Annotated in this window: 16 protein-coding genes; 11 read left to right on the top strand and 5 right to left on the bottom strand. The window is 38.5% G+C overall.

Annotated features, from left to right (window positions below):
* Nucleotides 1–108 precede the first annotated feature (108 nt).
* The 3 genes from HMPREF1521_RS08245 to HMPREF1521_RS09065 form a co-directional block, all read right to left on the bottom strand.
* Nucleotides 109–1,149 carry a hypothetical protein gene (locus HMPREF1521_RS08245; protein ID WP_038118062.1) on the bottom strand — a complete coding sequence of 347 codons (1,041 nt, stop codon included), beginning with the start codon at nucleotides 1,147–1,149 and terminating at the stop codon, nucleotides 109–111.
* A 306-nt stretch (nucleotides 1,150–1,455) separates the two neighbouring features.
* Nucleotides 1,456–2,319 (bottom strand): DNA damage-inducible protein D, encoded by an 864-nt coding sequence (gene dinD, locus HMPREF1521_RS08235; protein WP_038118059.1) that lies wholly within the window; start codon nucleotides 2,317–2,319, stop codon nucleotides 1,456–1,458.
* Nucleotides 2,320–2,344: 25 nt separating this feature from the next.
* Entirely contained in the window at nucleotides 2,345–2,722 is a 378-nt protein-coding gene (locus HMPREF1521_RS09065) for a helix-turn-helix transcriptional regulator (protein WP_198014221.1), read from the bottom strand.
* Nucleotides 2,723–3,041: 319 nt separating this feature from the next.
* Between HMPREF1521_RS09065 and HMPREF1521_RS09005 the strand changes: the two genes are divergently transcribed.
* Nucleotides 3,042–3,215 (top strand): hypothetical protein, encoded by a 174-nt coding sequence (locus tag HMPREF1521_RS09005; protein ID WP_156924919.1) that lies wholly within the window; start codon nucleotides 3,042–3,044, stop codon nucleotides 3,213–3,215.
* Nucleotides 3,216–3,244: 29 nt separating this feature from the next.
* Here HMPREF1521_RS09005 and HMPREF1521_RS09175 read toward each other — a convergent pair whose 3' ends face one another.
* Nucleotides 3,245–3,403 carry a KTSC domain-containing protein gene (locus tag HMPREF1521_RS09175; RefSeq protein WP_198014220.1) on the bottom strand — a complete coding sequence of 53 codons (159 nt, stop codon included), beginning with the start codon at nucleotides 3,401–3,403 and terminating at the stop codon, nucleotides 3,245–3,247.
* A gap of 1,857 nt (nucleotides 3,404–5,260) precedes the next feature.
* Here HMPREF1521_RS09175 and HMPREF1521_RS08220 point away from each other — a divergent pair.
* A complete protein-coding gene (locus HMPREF1521_RS08220; RefSeq protein ID WP_038118056.1) occupies nucleotides 5,261–6,697 on the top strand; it encodes a hypothetical protein in 1,437 nt (478 codons plus the stop codon).
* 139 nt (nucleotides 6,698–6,836) lie between these two features.
* Here the strand turns inward: HMPREF1521_RS08220 and HMPREF1521_RS08215 are convergent, their stop codons facing one another.
* On the bottom strand, nucleotides 6,837–7,628 hold the full coding sequence (locus tag HMPREF1521_RS08215) for a carbon-nitrogen family hydrolase (protein ID WP_038118052.1): 792 nt from the start codon (nucleotides 7,626–7,628) through the stop codon (nucleotides 6,837–6,839).
* Between the two features lie 149 nt (nucleotides 7,629–7,777).
* Here HMPREF1521_RS08215 and HMPREF1521_RS08210 point away from each other — a divergent pair, with 149 nt between their 5' ends.
* The 9 genes from HMPREF1521_RS08210 to HMPREF1521_RS08170 all read left to right on the top strand — a co-directional run bounded on the left by HMPREF1521_RS08210 (nucleotide 7,778) and on the right by HMPREF1521_RS08170 (nucleotide 16,840).
* Complete coding sequence (locus HMPREF1521_RS08210; protein WP_038118050.1) at nucleotides 7,778–8,341, top strand: nitroreductase family protein; 564 nt, start codon at nucleotides 7,778–7,780, stop codon at nucleotides 8,339–8,341.
* Between the two features lie 67 nt (nucleotides 8,342–8,408).
* Nucleotides 8,409–9,212 (top strand): polysaccharide deacetylase family protein, encoded by an 804-nt coding sequence (locus HMPREF1521_RS08205; protein WP_038118047.1) that lies wholly within the window; start codon nucleotides 8,409–8,411, stop codon nucleotides 9,210–9,212.
* 11 nt (nucleotides 9,213–9,223) lie between these two features.
* Nucleotides 9,224–10,162 carry a phosphodiester glycosidase family protein gene (locus HMPREF1521_RS08200; protein WP_038118045.1) on the top strand — a complete coding sequence of 313 codons (939 nt, stop codon included), beginning with the start codon at nucleotides 9,224–9,226 and terminating at the stop codon, nucleotides 10,160–10,162.
* An 8-nt stretch (nucleotides 10,163–10,170) separates the two neighbouring features.
* Nucleotides 10,171–11,148: a hypothetical protein gene (locus tag HMPREF1521_RS08195; protein ID WP_038118042.1), complete on the top strand. Its 978-nt coding sequence runs from the start codon at nucleotides 10,171–10,173 to the stop codon at nucleotides 11,146–11,148.
* Nucleotides 11,149–11,220: 72 nt separating this feature from the next.
* Nucleotides 11,221–12,396, top strand: a complete 1,176-nt coding sequence (locus HMPREF1521_RS08190; protein WP_038118040.1) for a glycosyltransferase family 9 protein — start codon at nucleotides 11,221–11,223, stop codon at nucleotides 12,394–12,396.
* Nucleotides 12,383–12,703 carry a hypothetical protein gene (locus HMPREF1521_RS08185; RefSeq protein ID WP_038118038.1) on the top strand — a complete coding sequence of 107 codons (321 nt, stop codon included), beginning with the start codon at nucleotides 12,383–12,385 and terminating at the stop codon, nucleotides 12,701–12,703. The genes HMPREF1521_RS08190 and HMPREF1521_RS08185 overlap by 14 nt, the downstream gene beginning before the upstream one ends.
* Before the next feature lie 540 nt (nucleotides 12,704–13,243).
* A complete protein-coding gene (locus HMPREF1521_RS08180) occupies nucleotides 13,244–14,596 on the top strand; it encodes a pyruvate carboxylase subunit B (RefSeq protein WP_008715613.1) in 1,353 nt (450 codons plus the stop codon).
* 218 nt (nucleotides 14,597–14,814) lie between these two features.
* The gene (locus HMPREF1521_RS08175) at nucleotides 14,815–16,158 is read left to right on the top strand and encodes a cell wall metabolism sensor histidine kinase WalK (protein ID WP_038118036.1); all 1,344 of its coding nucleotides are present in this window, start codon (nucleotides 14,815–14,817) and stop codon (nucleotides 16,156–16,158) included.
* Nucleotides 16,151–16,840 (top strand): response regulator transcription factor, encoded by a 690-nt coding sequence (locus HMPREF1521_RS08170; RefSeq protein WP_038118031.1) that lies wholly within the window; start codon nucleotides 16,151–16,153, stop codon nucleotides 16,838–16,840. The genes HMPREF1521_RS08175 and HMPREF1521_RS08170 overlap by 8 nt, the downstream gene beginning before the upstream one ends.
* Nucleotides 16,841–17,301 lie beyond the last annotated feature (461 nt).

Here is a 17,301-nt window from a genome sequence, read left to right as displayed (position 1 = left end):
AAATATCTATATTAAGGGCGTATTTGTTAATGGCCCAGTAGCAATCCTCCTGGCTATTTTCATACAGCTCAAAATTTTTTACATAAGGATACGGTACCATAAAGACGGCTAATCTTGGCCGTCTTTTTCATTTGGCAACTTAGTTTCTAGCTTTTCTAAAGTACCAACAACTTGCTTTAATCGATTCATAGCTTCTGGGCTGTTTATAATTTGTGATACAAGCTGCTCAGTATCTAAAGCAGCCGAGGTAGTTGGACTATTTGCTTTCATTTTAAATGCCACCCCTTTAAGTCCTATTTTAAATTCACAACTTCCACCAACTTTTTCGATTATTTTCCCAGCTCGATAAAGGCTAATAGCGACTAATATAGCACCAAACCCCAGAAGCCCTGCGCCAAATGTTATATATTCTACAGGCCCCGGCGATTGTACATTAATTTTTAAATCAGCTTTGGCAATAGGATCTAGTATTTCAGTCGGAAACTCCGCCTTTGTGGCTATATCTTCAAAGCAAGTTAAAAGTGTGTTTATATCTGCAATCTTTACAGATTCTTTTGATTCTACTCTTAACGTAATGTGTGCACGTCCATTTTCTACATACATAGTTGACATGGAGCGGTTTATAAAAGTTGCTGAATCTGACACATCTGTTATAACATGGTGTGACATAATAGCTTTATATAAATAAGGGTCTAGGCTTTCTTTCTTTAATGTTTTTACCCATTTTACTTTTCGACGTTTGATAAACGGACATCCGTCTTCTTGGACGTCATCGGGGTTTATGATCTCTACGTCACTAGTTATCTCTCCGAAAGATATAAATTTGGAGTTTTCGCTAGGAATAAGAACAATATCTCCTGGATTCATCTCTACTATGAATCTTTTTAATTGATTAATAATAAGCCCTGGCTTTATCTTTATTTCTTCATCTGTTTCTGATTCGAGTTTAATCTTTTCATATAAAGCCCTTTTGTAAACGTCGTCAGTTTCAGCTTTTTCTATTACAGACTTATCTATGATAGAATTAAAACCGACTGCGATATACCCTTCGTGAAAATAATCGTCGTAATACTCGCCGCCATTGGTCCTAACAAACCAATAATGTCGCTCTGATATTTCATCAATAACAAACTCGGCAACTTCTTTCATAATTTTCTCCCCTTTATCACAACACATGATAGTAAAAATTTATCTGCTCCATATCATCATCTGATAACTCTTGTCGCCGCACCATAGTCTCAACCAGGTTAACATGCTGATCAACATAGAAGTCGTCGCTTATGATATGTAATAGCTCATGTTTTATTTCCTCCCGCATACGATCCGGCGGGAGGTTTTTTCGTATGTAGATATTGTGAGTATCTATATCTTCGTTTTCCTCCTCGATGGCCTTGCTGTGTGGCATGCCACAATAAATTACATTAACTACTAATTACAACACTCTCCCTTTTAATGTTATGCGTTCTCTATTGACTTATTATCAATAGGCTTTAATCGTTTATTAATTTTACGTTCGACTTTCTTCAAGTCTTTTTCTGCCGGCAATTCCTCCGGTTTAATTCCTCGTTCCGCTAACATTTCACGAATGGTCGAATTATTCTGTACGTGTTCGTCTGAAATAGGCTCTTCTCCATACATATTATTTTGCTCAACGTTATAGTTCGTCATTTCTGTAGCTAGATTTTTAGCGGCAATGGTTACGGTAGGGAGGAAGTCAGCCAGAGGACGTGCAGGGTTAACACCGAGTTTATCTTTCATAGCTTTTGTAGAATGTCCGCCGAATAATGCAGTATCACCTTTGGAGCGAATACGTGCAAAGCCTTTATTATCAACTCCACGCTCGTATATATTTTGTGAAAGCCGCTTTTCTGACTCTTTTAATTGGTCGCGAGCCTCTAGCCGCTTTATATCTTTGTCATACAGTTCTAGGGTTTCTCGTTCGTGAGTTTTTACCGCAAAATAAGTTTGAGCTAATGCAATTACCTCTTTGCGAGGGTCACCATTCATAGCGATTAGGTAGCATGCGTATTTAGTAAGCTTAATATCATCAACTTCTCGTAATGTATTATTACCAATTTCTATCATTTTGTTGACGTCAACAAAATGCACGGACACCGTGTTACTACTGGATTCACAAGTAACTTTAGCTTTCTCAACTACTTTGGAAAAATTCCGCCATTCTGAGTATTCAAGTATTCCTTGTAAGTCCCTAGCATACCAAAATTCGTTGCCTTCATTATCAAGTTGTTTTATCGAATCAAAAGGCGATGTATACGGACCGGTGCTAGTTTTATCTTCGTCAAATAAAAAGAAAAACATAATACTCCCCCTTATGTTATGTATATTACTTATGTTTTGATTTCAAAAATTCTATATATTTAACCGCTTCTTCTATTTCTTCCTTGGAGATATCCTTTGCGGCAGAGAATAGCATACGAGCACTTGGACGTGTTTGTAAGTACTCGGCGAATTCGGTCGCTTCAGGATCTTTATAGTATTCATCTTTTTGTCCTGGTATTGTTATTGGATCACCTACTTCCGCTAACATATCTGCCGTGATTCCCAGTCCGGCACAAATTTTTATTACATTATTTATAGATGCACCGCCTACATTTTTTAAAATAGATAAAAGTGTGGTATATGGCATGTCAATTTTTTCAGCGAATTCCTTTACTGTTCCATGCTCTAATATTTTTTCTCTTAGATAGGTTTCTCTTGTCATAATAAGTGTCTCCTTTTAAGTATATTCTTATAATATCATCTGTAACACGAAATATCAATATATAAAACGAAATACTGTGTTAAAAGAGATGATATATGTGTATTTAAACTTAGAAGCTGAATTGGTATGCAAGGGGGTTAGAAAACTATCTGAGATAATAGGCAAACGTTATTATACTATGATTGATAAGTTTAATGGTAAATACCCCTTAATATTAATGGAGGCCATGAGATAAAGACTGTGCTAGGCGTTGAGATGTCTTGGGGTGTTCTTTTTTTAGTTTGATACGAAACATAGTTTTGATAGTAAAGAAGGATATATGCATGATGTTGTAAATGATATTGCACAATATGTTGAATTGGCAAAAGTAGCAAAACTATTGGTGGAATGGATAAAGAAAAATGGCACATCTTATACAATGGTACTGGTTACTGAAGTATTCGTTAATGTTTGTAGTACCGATATAGGCGTGTCGATTAAGTTTGAGGATTAATTATCTAATTCTTCGTTGCGATCTATTCACTAAAAATTGATGGATGACGCATTTAAGAACGACTGAAATAAGCTTATATCACAATTTGGGTATTGATATACAGCTCCGTTTTTAAAGTGCACTTTGATTATGCCGTATTTAAACCCGATTGTAGATACATTGGTTGAAATAACTGAAGCTAATTTCACAACGATCACCCCTCTTTATCAAGCTTATAGCAAAGTAATGGGGTGATACTAAATACCGTATAAGAAAAGAAGGCATATGAATGAATTTTAAGAATGTTATGTATTCGAGAGAGGGAATTTGATTATAAATGTTCCCGGCAACAGTTTAGATGATGACACTGTCATATCAATTACGAAAGATGGCGTTTTCATCGTTACACCTGTCGATGGGGTCGAGTCTCTTGTAAATGATTAAAGAGGCAACTATAATGCTACCTCTTTAAATGTTATTTCTTTTTACCAGAACATTGGGCTAATGCACTGCCAGCTGCAGTTTTTGAAGCTTTACTTGTGCTTCCGATACGAAGTACTTTAGATGCAGCAGAGGCGGCTTTAGCAGATGTGACCTTTTTGCTATTATTTGCTATTTAAATCACTTCTTTCTTAATTCGGATTACACATGAATTGGAGGTGAAGATAAATGTTTAGTTAAAGGAGGAAATATGAAAACTACAATTGATATCACAGCGGAATAGCCGCTGAAGATTATAGATTATAAATCTTCAGCACCTATACCACAAATAAATATAGAGGTTGTAGTTAACCTTTACACCAAACCATTCGTAAGCCGTTTAAGGTTGATATTTGCAATTTGTCTGTTAAGGATACACGTATTTAGTAATGAAAGAAAGGAATTAATAAAATGATTATCGTTATTAACGCGACAATAAGTATAAAAGAAGAATTTGAAGAAATTATAAAGCAGGTCGCTGAATTAAAAAAAGAGCGCATCTGTGAGTGCACCCTTAATCCTGAATTTAATAGTTACTTTTCGAAAGTAATGTACAAAATATCATCGGCTTGGAACAGATGAATCGTATCACCAACAAGAGTGTATTGCGTTTAGTATAGTTTAAAGCTTTCAAAATCAGTGATGTCAGCCTGTTTTAGGTACGCTGATTTATGTTGACGTATGAGTTTTGGATTTTCTATTTCGATGTTTTCACCACCTTTTAATTTGACTGTTGCTCGCATATGATTAGCTACTTTCTAAGGTGATTATATAGACAAATTTTTAATAATATTCAAGATAACATACATGAAGAAAATATGAACGCTTGCAAAAAGATATAAAGGAGGGTAATTGATGAATAAAGACAGTCGATTTAAGGAACTAGAAGAATACGTGGCATATCTTGAATCAATTACGTAGTTTAATGCTCATGAATTATTAACCAACTATATCTTATGGTTGCAGATATTATTGGCATACCTTGCAATAAATTATGCCTCATTGTCGAAGCGGCCGCTGAGCTGGAAAGTGTATCAGATGATGTCATTCGGCAATGAGCCAAAGATATTGAGTTTTCTTCGTCGGAAGAAATGCTAAAAGATATTGTATTAGGGTTAATATATTTATATTTCTAATAGAAATAATGTTAACGGTTTTTAATGTTTTGTAAATATTGGAATTAATATAGCAACTACTATGCCAACACCCGATAACATTAGTATAAAAATAATAAAGTTATTAGGATGGCCTTAGATTAACTGATATTAAAATAAATGACAGACGGAAAAGCAAATTACTATTTACTAGAAATGATTATTTAAATATAAAGTATAATAGTTTGCTATCCCTATATTGGCAGGCTTTCACAATCCGTTTACAATCATAGTAAGTTATGATGTAATAATCTTAAGGCTTTTCGTTCGTGTAGGCGTTTTATGAGGTCTGTTTATGGAGTTTAATTACGGTGATACGTTGCGCATCAGGACTGATTTATACATGATTTCGGGAATGATAAAACACGAAGATGACTATGTTGATATGTGATTTGAGTATAAATCTTTAAAACCTGGCAGGAGAGGGACTCTATGAAAAAGAAAGTTTTTGCACTGACGATTCTTTCGTTGGTAACTTCCGTTCAGCTTGGATTTGCTACAACTGTAAAAGAACCGGTTGACAATATAAATGGCGGTATTAAAAGTGATATAAATTCAGCAGAAAATTTAAAATCAGAACGAATTGAGGTAATCCCTGGTGCTTTCAAAAATATAGTGAAAGATAAATCCGGAAATCCGAGAAAACTTTCAACTCAAGAACTTGCAGTATTGAATGTGGAAGAACAGGAGCGTTCAGCTAAACACTTGAAAGAATTACAAAAGGCTGATATGAGAGATGAATATGAGGTTTTTGATCCTCTTTATAATGATAAGGATGAAGAGGCGCTTAAACAAATCAAGCGTTATAATACTGGAGAAACATATAAGCAAGGTTATGGTGTCGGTAGCAGAAATAAGCCTATACGCGTAGTAAGTCCGTATATGAGTAAAAATGGACAAGGTGACCCTACGCTAACTAATTCGGTTGACACGCCGTCTTATCGGACACGTGCGGATAAGAAGGTGGCACATGAAAAGGAACTTCGAGAATATTTAGATAAAAATAAAGGTAAAGGTCACGATTTATATACGGCTAGATCTAAAGCTGAGATTAAAGAGTCCTTAGAAAGTTTCCTTAAATCCATAGAGTTAATTGAGTATCCTATCAATGATCCTAAGGATTATAAGTTGATTTCTACAATTCCTGGTTTCCCTAAAAGAATACCAAGTTTTGCTAAGAATATTCATATGCATAGGAATCCAGGATTTTTGCAAGCCGGCTCATATATACAGCTTGCATTTGGCGGTAAGCCTGAGCAATTAAAGTCATATATTGATGAAGCACGTATAAATTCCAAAGTAGTTATTTCCAAATCCGATTTAGTAAATGTATATGTAAAACAATATGTTGATTCGGACATGACATATGCGGATACTTTAGCGCAATTGTTGCCTAAATCAATGGTGTTTGTTGAAAGTACAACAGTTCCTATGGGAAAATTTATTCAAAATAGATTGGATAACCCTATTGATAAAACTGTTGATGAATTATATGAGTTAGAAAATCAAATTTTGGCTGAATTTAATAAGGTTAAGATTGATGGTGAAGATCGGGATATAAAGTTTAAGCGGTATGTCAAGACTCGTCAGCGAGTAGAAGCTGAGCAAGATAAAATAAAACCTAAACAAATAAATCAGTCTGGTTTATCTAAAGATAAATCATATCCAACTTATACGGAAGCTGAGAATCGAAAACTTCAGAAACAATATTTACATAGATTATCCTTTAACGAAGACTCTGTAAAAATACCTGATGATTATGTGATTTATCTATTTGATTTCGGTGGAAACTGGAATCATCCATATGCGTTGGGAGCTGCAGTCAGCCCTAATAAAGCTTATATAATTTATTTCTGCCAACAAGGCTGATCATATTTCTTTAAACCGTATTATCTTTTATAATCCGAACACAACACAATAAAAATTAAAAGGCACATTGTTAATTATAACGGTTTTCTAAAGTTTGAGATAATCTTAGAAAATCATTCAGTAACAATGTGTCTTTATTTTACAGATTATAGAGTTCAGGTTTACGGTCTTTAAAAATATTGATTTTATTGCGGATATCCTGGACCACATCAAAATCGATATCAACGGATTGGATGTTTTCAGTAGTGTCCATTTCCAACAGATTGGTGCCCCATGGATCATATACGGCGGAGTGGCCGGTACTTTGAACGCGGCCTACGGTACCGCATCCGTTTACGGCACATAAGAATAACTGATTTTCGATTGCCCGTACTTCGTTGAGCACTTGCCAGTGACGAAGTCGCATGGTCGGCCATTGAGCCGGCACGAATAGAAGTTCCGTATTCGGTAGTGCAGCCATGCGTACGAGTTCCGGAAAGCGGATGTCGTAGCAGATGACCGTGCTGCAAGGAATGCCGTCCAGCTCGAAGTGGGATGTATGTGTACCGCAGGCAAAGTATGTGTCCTCTTTGGCGGGACTGAAACCATGCATTTTGGAATACTCCCCGACGAGCTGACCTGCACGATCAAATGCATATGACGTATTGAATACATGGTCGTTTTTTGCTACCGCTACCGAGCCGCCTACGATGTTGACATTGTGTTCTTTGGCGAAGTCGCTTAACAATGTTTGCGTGCGTTCTCCGTTGCGGTCGGCGATGGTGATTAAATCTTTTGACGGATAGAACCCCGTGTTCCACGTTTCCGGTAAGACGATGATATCCGGTTCTTCAGCGAGGGAGTTGTATAGTAATTTTTGGACATTATTATAGTTATATTCTGTGTCATTTACATGAACATCCATTTGGATGAGGGCGAGGCGTTTTTTCATGAGGACTCCTTTTATATTAGTAGTTTTTTATGTTATATCATGTCGTATATATTATAATTTTCGTATATATTATAATTAGAATAATATAGTATTGTATGGGATATTACAATATATGTGGTAAATTTCAATATTCAGCAGTGAGGAACGATATGAATTTGCAAGAAGTGATACAGTTGCGCACAAGCGTACGTAAGTATAAAAAAGCTCCGTCTGTTGGCATTGAGGTAGTTGAAGAACTGGTTCAGCTCGGTATGCGTGCACCATCGCCGAAAAATCGACAACCTTGGCAGGTTCTTCATATGACTGGGGAAGAGAAAGTGCATTTTGTTAATTTAGGTTTTCAGGTGCTTGAACAATATAAATCGAGGAAAGCTCATTTCGGCAGTTTGGAAATCAGTCTTGGTGCGATAAAAATGGCGAGTGATTTATTATTTGTGTATAATCCGTATGATGACTTGTCGGATTATCATCGTGTGTGGGAGAAAAGTGATTTACAGGCTATCGGTGCATTTATTGAACATATTATCCTTGGGGCCAAGGATAAAGGGCTCGGCACGTTGTGGATGAATGATGTGTATTTTATGCAATGTGAAAGCAAGGCTTTTTTGGGAATTAATCATGATGTATTGGCGATTATTGCTATCGGGAAATCCGATGAAGGTATGTATCCGAGGCCGAGGAAATCATTGAAGGAAGTGCTTATAAAGCGTTAATTTTTACTATTTTTCATAGAAATGCTATAATAATCTGTATATAATTATTTCTGATAAAGGAGGAGCTATGAAACGGATTCCATTGGTAACGTGCATAGTTATCTTATTTATAGTGGTTCTGACAGGCTGTGGAGTACTTTCACAAAAAAGTGAAACGGCCAACAATGCGCCGCCTGTAAAAGAGGTCAAGATGGTGCATCCGTCCGGAATCCCTGTCCTCATGTATCATAAAGTCGGTGAAGATAAGGATAATGATGCGGTTATTCGAGAGGATCTGTTTAGACAGCAGATGAAGTTTCTCAAAGATAACGGCTATCATCCGTTGACGATGGAACAGTTGTATGAATATGTGGTTAACGGTGCCGCTGTGCCGGAAAAACCTGTTGTTTTAACCTTTGATGACGGTTATGCCGATACGTATTCCATAGTTTATCCTGTCATGAAAGAATATGGCTTCGCCGCTACCGTATTTATTAATCCCGGCGATATCGGTACCCGTTTGACCTGGGATCAGGTGAGGGAGATGCATAAAGGCGGTATGACCATTTCTAATCATGGCTTTCAACATATAGAGATGGGGCAGTTATCAGAAGCTGAACAAATAGAAAATATCACCAAGGCACAACAAGCTCTTGAAAAAGAGGTCGGTATCAAGGATAATCCATGGTTCTGCTATCCGTACGGGGATAAGAATGAATACACCGATAAAGCCAGTGAGAAGGCGGGAATTAAAATGGGTATGGCTATGAAGTCCGGTTGGACTCATATCGGCGATAATCCATATAATATCTTGCGCGTGTGGGTCGGTAATGCGGTAGACCTCAAGCATTTTGAGGAACGGCTAAGTACCGAACATTTCAGTGATTTATAAGGAGAAATACATTGTTCAAAAAGAATTGGGTAAAATTCATCATCATGGTGATTTTATTTACCGCTATTACATCACCGATTGTGGTGCTCTTTGGACCGTTTAATAATGTAAAACGTGCTGTAATCGGCGCCATTTTACAATCTCGTCATCCTCACTATATTACATGGCTGTTCAATGATGAACAGTTACAGTCCATATTGGGTACGGTAGGGGTTGTGAAGAGTCAGGATTTATTTAAGTTTAATGCCCGTGAAGATAAGACCTTAAATCTTGAAAAGATTGAGTCCGCTCGTTATGTCGGATATATTTTAGAAATTCCCGATCCTCGTCGTATTCAGGTGGGGACTGCTGCAAATATCCAGGAAAAAGGCGATACGACCAGTAATATCGCAAAGATGAATAATGCTGTTGCCGCTATTAACGGCGGCGGATTCCACGATCCGAACGGTACCGGAACAGGTCGTTTGCCGTACGGCTTTATTCTCCATGACGGTGAATATGTTATCGGCAAGGACGTAGGTTCCGATGAAGATGTAGATTTTGTAGGCTTTTCAAAGGCGGGAAATCTTATCGCCGGCAATTATAACAAGTCTGAATTAGCGGATATGAAAGCTATGGAAGGCATTACCTTCGGACCGCCTCTTATTGTAGACGGTAAGAAAATGATTACTGAAGGTGACGGCGGTTGGGGCGTAGGCCCTCGTACGGCTATCGGTCAAAAGAAGGATGGAACCGTATTATTCCTCGTTATTGACGGACGTCAACCGGGATATTCACTGGGGGCGACATTGCGAGATGTACAGGATATCCTGTATGAAAAAGGCTGTTATATCGCGGCTAATCTGGATGGCGGGTCCAGTTCCACCTTATATCTTAACGGTAAGGTCGTGAACAAACCGGCCGATTTATTAGGGGAACGGATGATCCCGACGGCGTTTATCGTAAAATAGGAGGATGCATGAAACCTTTTACGCGCGTACTGAGCGCTTTTGCGGTGGGGATTCTGCTGCAAGGTGGGGTGTACCTATACTTGGATCAATATGTGTTTGCACCTACTACGGAATTTAATGTGGCGGGGGCGAATAAGGATGATACAAAAAACTTTCCTGATGTGAAGGAAGGTACAAAATACGTATCTTATGATCACCAATTTATGGCGGTGGTTACGGAGAATTCTTTGAAAATTTACAAGGCCGGTGAAAGCGACCCGACTACGGTTAACTTGAAAGGGCGTTCTATCAGCTACTTTAACTGGATGCCGGATAGAAACTATGCCATTATGGGCTTGTATCGCAGTAACGAAGTTGTTATGGCACGCCTTAATGCGGATGATCCTGAACACGAAGTGGATACGGAACTTGAGGATTTACCTCGTGAAAGTAAAATCGTTGATGCCGCTTATTCCGAGGCGACCAATGTCGTTTACATGAAGGTTAAGGTACGAGAAAATTCGTATCGCATTTATCGTACCGATGCGAACTATGATACGCGCCGCGTTTATATGCAGGCTACGGATATCGGGCATATCGGCGTATTTTATGATGAAGATAATTTCTTCTATGATAATGTACGTACCGGTGATATCTTTATGTTTAACGGTGTTGAAGGCGGCTGGCGTGTTATCAACCCGCCGGGACGTTTCCGCTTTATCGGTGTCGATATGGACAAGACCATTTATATCGCTCGTGTAGACGAAGATAATAATGCATTGACTGTGTATACCGGTAAATTAGGCGTAGGATTCCAGCCGGTTTATAAATATAATCATCCTACCACATTTAATGAATTAACATTGTCTGATGTGAAAGATATCATCAAGAATGGCAGTGAGGAAACCACGAAGGTCACGGATGATGACACATCATCTCAATCTTCGTCCCAATCCTCATCGAGTAAATCGAACAAATCAAACAGTGAAAGTAAAAAGAAGTCATAACAAAAAAGCCTTTATAATGTCACTTCATTATAAAGGCTTTCTTCCTACAGTCGTAGTAGCATAAGGATGTATATGAATATATTATTTGTACGCCTCAGCTATATTGGGGACATTTTGCATGCCACCCCGGCAGCTCGGTGGATAAAGGAACAGTATCCGGATGCTAAGTTGCATTGGATCGTAACGCCCAGCATGGTGGACTTACTGAAAGGCAACCCTTATGTAGATGAAATTATTCCGTGGGAACGGGATGTATATGAGGCTCATTCGAAAAAACTGCATATTCCTACGATGTGGCGTATGTGGTGGGCCCTGAAAGCCAAGCTGAAGCCCTATCATTTTGATGTGGCTGTTGATGTACAGGGACGGCTTATATCGGGACTTGTACTGCTTGCATCGGGCGCGCCTATCCGACTGGGCCTAGGCGGTACAAAGGAATTAAATTGGCTTTTTACAAATTATAAGGCAAAATCAAGTAAGGCGCATGTAATCCGTCGATACATGGATGTGGTACAACTGTTGCCTCGTGCATTGGCGGATAAAGGCATAGAGCTATTGAAAGAGAATGGTGCCGATGATAAGGACGTAATCGATGCTAACGCTTTGTATGCGATGAATTTCCGTGTCAGCCCTGAGTCAAAAAAATGGGCGGAATCTATATGGTCATCGTTTGACGGAACAGATGAGGCTGGAGATGGAGATGTATCGGATACGCGTTTCAACTCCGGTATCTTGCGGATATGCCTGGTATTGGGCACATCGTGGACCAGCAAGGAATGGCCTCAGGAGAAGTGGTATTCCCTTGTTGAGTCATTGCGATACAGAGCGAATTTCATATGTCTTGGCGGTGAGAAAGAAGCGGAGCAGTATGCACCTTTTATAGAATCTATAAGAACTACGGATATGAAATACATCGTACAGAATATGATGGGCCACACGTCGCTGGAGGAACTTGGCGCAATCATTGCTCAGAGCGATGTTGTTGTCAGTGCCGATACGGGGGCGCTTCATATGGCGTTAGCCCTTGGAAAACCTGCCGTTGCACTGTTCGGACCTACAAATCCGAACATTTGGGGCCCTTTAACCGGCCATTATAGGGTGCTGGTCAATGATACGCTGGATTGTTTAGGCTGCCGCAGACGGCGATGTCCGAAGCCGGCTCAGTACTGCATGTCAGGTATTGATTCGATACGGGTAAAAAAAGCAATTATGGAATTGATAGGAGAGGTTAAATATGGCAAAGATTAAAATACAAAAAGGCTTATCCGATGCGGATATGATGAAACACTTCAAAGCAGATGATAATTTTGAAGAAACGATGCTCGATATGGAACGCGTCGCGAATAAACCGACTATTCATCAGAGTACAAAGCGGAAAGAAGATGCTTTCTATCGTGAATTTTTGACGGAAAAGGTGGAAACGTTGATCGGTAAAATGCTTCTCGATATTAAGATGGAGTATTTTAAAGAAGGCGAAGGTGCCTTTTCGATTCAGGTAAAGCGCGATGGAAAAAATATCGTGCTTGAAACGGCACCTAAGAAGGTTAAGCCTTAATGGGGCCTGAAAAGTAAAAATATATACGTGTAGGTCCTGTGATATGTATATCATAGGACCTTTTTGTATATTTATGAATTGTAGCAAATTGAGTGATATATTAATAAAAGTGATGAGCTTATAAGCGAACCGATATGTTTCGGTAAACTACATTAAAAAATACCGATATAAATAAATTCTCAGCTACTTATAACTAAAAATTATTTCGAAATAATTTTTGGTTTATTATTAAAAACAGGAATTATACTAAATATGTATTGTTTAAACATACAAGATGTTCACTAGGGTTTCAGCGGATTGATGTGATTTGCGTCACGAATATGAGCCGAGTTAATCGGAGAATTTATGATTAAATAGCATAACATAGTTGTTGACAAAGAATTTTATAAGTAGTCTAATATAAGTATGCTACAACGATTTGTAGAGTGTTTCATCTACATGTGTAGAGACTACAAAAAACGTTGGTAAATAGGTGTGAGATAGACATTTTGTGAATGCATAAAATTACATTTACAAACTATTTCGAAGTGGAGGATTAACATGGCTAAAAAATTAAGAATTTGCGAAACCGTTCTTCGTGACGGTCATCAATCTATTTTGGCAACACGTATGCGCTACGAACAAATGGAACCGGTGCTCGGCCTTTTAGATGATATTGGTTATGAAGCTCTTGAATGTTGGGGCGGCGCTACGTATGACAGCTGTCTTCGTTTCTTGAATGAAGATCCATGGGAACGCCTTCGCAAATTGAAAGCTAACTTGAAAAATACCCCATTGCAAATGTTGCTTCGCGGTCAAAACTTGTTGGGTTACAAACACTACTCCGATGACGTAGTGGAAGCATTCTGTAATGCGGCTGTAAAAAATGGTATCGACCGCATCCGTATTTTTGACGCATTGAATGACCCTCGCAACATGGAAGCTGCTATCAAGTATTCCAAAAAAGCCGGTGCTCATGTTCAATCCGCTATGGTTTACACTATTTCTCCTGTACATACAACTGAAAGCTTCTTGAAAGTGGCTGAAACATTGGTGGAAATGGGTACTGATTCTCTTTGTATCAAAGATATGTCCGGTTTGTTAGGACCTGCTGATGCATATGATTTGGTATCTACTTTCAAAAAACGTTTCGGTGAATTGCCAATCGATTTGCACAGCCATTTCACTTGCGGCCTTGCAAGCACAACATACTGGGAAGCTGCTAAAGCAGGTGTAGATATCATCGATACCGCTATTTCTCCATTCGCTCATGCAACTAGCCAACCGGCTACTGAAACCATGATTGAAATGTTCAAAGGTACTGAATGGGATCTTGGTCTTGACCTTGATAAATACATTCCGTTGGTTGATCATTTCCGTAAAGTTAAACAACAAATCGCTGAAGAATTCAACTTGAAACCAGCTAGTGATGTAATCCCGGCTGTTCGTCGTTATCAAATTCCTGGCGGTATGTTGTCCAACACTCAAAATCAATTGAACGAAATGGGGATGGGCGACCGCTTCTTCGACGTTATGGATGAAATGCCACGCGTTCGTGAAGACTTGGGTTACCCTCCATTGGTAACACCTACATCCCAAATCGTCGGTACAATGGCTATGATGAACGTTATGATGGGTGACCGTTATAAAATGGTTCCTAATGAAGTTAAAGACCTTGTACGCGGTAAATATGGTGCATTACCTGGTACTATCTCCGACGATATTCGTCGTACTATTATCGGTGATGAAGAACCTATCACTTGCCGTCCTGCGGATCTTATCGAACCTGAATTGGAAGGTTACCGTCAAGACTTGGCTTCCAAAGGCTACAACGGTATCACTGATGAAGACGTATTGACTTACGCTATGTTCCCAGAAGTTGCAATTAACTTCTTCGATGCTAATCGTCGTTAATCAAAATATAAAGAGGATTCTTCGGAATCCTCTTTTTGTTTGTCAACGTCTAAGAACATTTTGGACATAATGGTATTTTATACATCTCTTGTTTATTAAAGAATAATAAGCTATAAGTAATTATTATGGGGCGTTTTTTACGTTTGTACTTGCTTTAAATATTCAAAATAGCGTAAACTATAAGGAGTATCTACTATTTATGATATTGAGGTAGCCCTGTGAATTTACAAATTCGAATTTGGATATCCAATGTTGTGCTGTTTGTAGTACCTATTTTAATTGCATTTATATTATTTTTGCTTTATTTTACAGGTCTGCGCATATTGGCTAATGCTGGTTACTATTTGCGTATTGAACAGGAACAGCAGTTCAAAAGTGTAAGTCGTATTGCTGAAACGATTACTTTTTATGGATTAGAAAATAATCTCATAGACACATTGGTCAAACCTAGCTATAGTCTACTGGACCCGAAAGAAGTTTACGTGGAAGTTATGGATCAAGGAGCCCTGGTGTATCACTATGGTAATCCGCAGATTTATAGTGCTTCCGCTATTGTTGGCCTCATTGATGTGAACCCTGAATTACAGGGGATTGTATATCAGTCCAATAATACCTTCGTTTATGAAATGAGAAAATATGATTCGCATCATTCTTATGTGTATCATATTGCGATTAAGCGTGCCACTAATGGTAGTGACAGCTTGATGGAGTCCGTATCTTTTTACATCATTATCGTAGCCAGTCTACTTTTTATTATCACATTCTTCGCCATTAACAGATTTGTTACGAAGTTTATCATGATTCATGTTAAGAACATGACGAAGTCGTTACAACTGGCGAATCAGCAGATTGAAGTCGAGCAGGAGCAGCAGAAAGAACTGCTTGCCGGAATATCTCATGATATTCGAACTCCGCTGACGGCTATTAAGGCGTATGCAGAAGGGGTACGCGACGGTATTGCACCTACGGAAGAGCAGCAAAAACGCTATATGGGAATCATATTGAAACGTGCCAATGATTTGGATTCTATGTTGGAGGAATTATTCCTTATTACCACATTGAATTATAAGAAGGAATCTCGTCCATCCGAGCGTATTGAGCTGGGACAGTATGTGCGGGATTTTGTGGAAGATCATTTGGCGCCGTACAAGGCGCGCGGCATCGATATTCAGTATCGCATCGTCACAGATTCGGCATATATCAATGCGAATCCGCAATTGTTACAGCGTGTATTACAGAATGTACTGAATAATAGTGCTAAATATAAGATGGCTGATATCGGGCATTGCGTTATTGATGTGAACAGCGATGAAGACTATGTCTATTGTGTCATCAGTGATGACGGTCCGGGTGTACCTCCTGAATCATTAGAACGGTTGATGCGTCCATTTTATCGTGTTGATTCGTCCCGTACGAATCCGCAGGAGGGGAGTGGCCTCGGGTTATCGATCATTCGAAGAATCATGGAAATCTTTGAAGGCAGAGTAGTTATTGAAAATGTTAGACCGCATGGTCTACGTGTTATATTAGAGTTCCCTAAGCAAGGAGAAAAACATGAGTGAACATATCTTAATTATTGAAGACGATTTGGATATTGCCAACATTGAGCGGGATTATCTAATGGTAGCAGGGTATGAAGTGACGGTTATGAATAACGGTACCGATGGTATTGAAGCCGCTTTAAATACACCTGTAGATCTCATTATTTTGGATGTTATGCTACCTGAAATGGATGGCTTTGAAGTATGCCGTCAAATTCGTGATAAGGTACGTGTTCCTATTGTAATGGTGACGGCTCGCCTCGATGATATTGATAAAATTCGTGGTTTAGGGGTCGGTGCGGATGACTATATCGAAAAACCGTTCTCTCCATCCGTATTGATTGCTAAGATTAAAGCGATGTTGGCACAATATAAACGCTTGACGGAAAAAGACGCCATGGAAACCAATGCGATTCAATCCGGAGAAATTCGCCTTGATCCTAAAATGATGAAGGTTTGGGTTAATGATAAGGAAGTGCATCTCAAAAAGAAAGAGTTTCAGCTATTGGAATTCTTGATGCGTAATCGCGACATCGTATTTAGTAAAGAAGAACTATATTCTCGCGTTTGGGGGTTGGACTCCTACGGTGATTATGCTACTGTTGCGGTGCATATCAATCGCCTTCGTGAAGAAATCGAAGATAATCCGTCCGACAGCAAACACATCATTACGGTTTGGGGCGTTGGCTATAAATTTGTCTGATGAACCGGAATGATGGTTAGATTGTAGATGCGATAAGTCTGACTGTTGAGCGTATATAAATTCATAAGAACTTATTATATAGATGTAATCAAACCTTTAAGAATATTTTATATTGCTACATTGATAGTTTAACTGTTCGTTGTATACTATGTAATGTAAGGATAAAAATTTGATTCTGGAAAAGTAATACACTAAACTTCTCTCTCTTAATAAGTTCTCTCTCATACTTTTCCTGATCACATATACTCTCTCTCAACAGTCCTTACACTCTCAAGCTATATGCATAAAAGGCATTCGTTAGCGTCAGCTGATGAATGCCTTTTGTGTTTTATAACTCTTATGTCGCAACGTAAAATATTGCAGTGTAAACTATTGAAAATTGGAATATTGCATTATGAAAGTTTGCGTACTATAATTAGTTCATCAAAGTTAGTTTTATAAAATTAAATATAAAGGAGAGA

This window comes from Veillonella sp. AS16 (assembly GCF_000517785.1).
In the GTDB taxonomy this organism is placed as follows: domain Bacteria; phylum Bacillota; class Negativicutes; order Veillonellales; family Veillonellaceae; genus Veillonella; species Veillonella denticariosi.
This window is presented reverse-complemented; position numbering and strand designations above follow the sequence as displayed.

Bases quoted from the DNA above. Each gene is read 5' to 3' on its own strand.
- HMPREF1521_RS08245 (WP_038118062.1), bottom strand. From the start codon at position 1,149: ATGAAAGAAGTTGCCGAGTTTGTTATTGATGAAATATCAGAGCGACAT.
- dinD (WP_038118059.1), bottom strand. From the start codon at position 2,319: ATGTTTTTCTTTTTATTTGACGAAGATAAAACTAGCACCGGTCCGTAT.
- HMPREF1521_RS09065 (WP_198014221.1), bottom strand. From the start codon at position 2,722: ATGACAAGAGAAACCTATCTAAGAGAAAAAATATTAGAGCATGGAACA.
- HMPREF1521_RS09005 (WP_156924919.1), top strand. From the start codon at position 3,042: ATGCATGATGTTGTAAATGATATTGCACAATATGTTGAATTGGCAAAA.
- HMPREF1521_RS08220 (WP_038118056.1), top strand. From the start codon at position 5,261: ATGAAAAAGAAAGTTTTTGCACTGACGATTCTTTCGTTGGTAACTTCC.
- HMPREF1521_RS08215 (WP_038118052.1), bottom strand. From the start codon at position 7,628: ATGAAAAAACGCCTCGCCCTCATCCAAATGGATGTTCATGTAAATGAC.
- HMPREF1521_RS08210 (WP_038118050.1), top strand. From the start codon at position 7,778: ATGAATTTGCAAGAAGTGATACAGTTGCGCACAAGCGTACGTAAGTAT.
- HMPREF1521_RS08205 (WP_038118047.1), top strand. From the start codon at position 8,409: ATGAAACGGATTCCATTGGTAACGTGCATAGTTATCTTATTTATAGTG.
- HMPREF1521_RS08195 (WP_038118042.1), top strand. From the start codon at position 10,171: ATGAAACCTTTTACGCGCGTACTGAGCGCTTTTGCGGTGGGGATTCTG.
- HMPREF1521_RS08190 (WP_038118040.1), top strand. From the start codon at position 11,221: ATGAATATATTATTTGTACGCCTCAGCTATATTGGGGACATTTTGCAT.
- HMPREF1521_RS08185 (WP_038118038.1), top strand. From the start codon at position 12,383: ATGGCAAAGATTAAAATACAAAAAGGCTTATCCGATGCGGATATGATG.
- HMPREF1521_RS08180 (WP_008715613.1), top strand. From the start codon at position 13,244: ATGGCTAAAAAATTAAGAATTTGCGAAACCGTTCTTCGTGACGGTCAT.
- HMPREF1521_RS08170 (WP_038118031.1), top strand. From the start codon at position 16,151: ATGAGTGAACATATCTTAATTATTGAAGACGATTTGGATATTGCCAAC.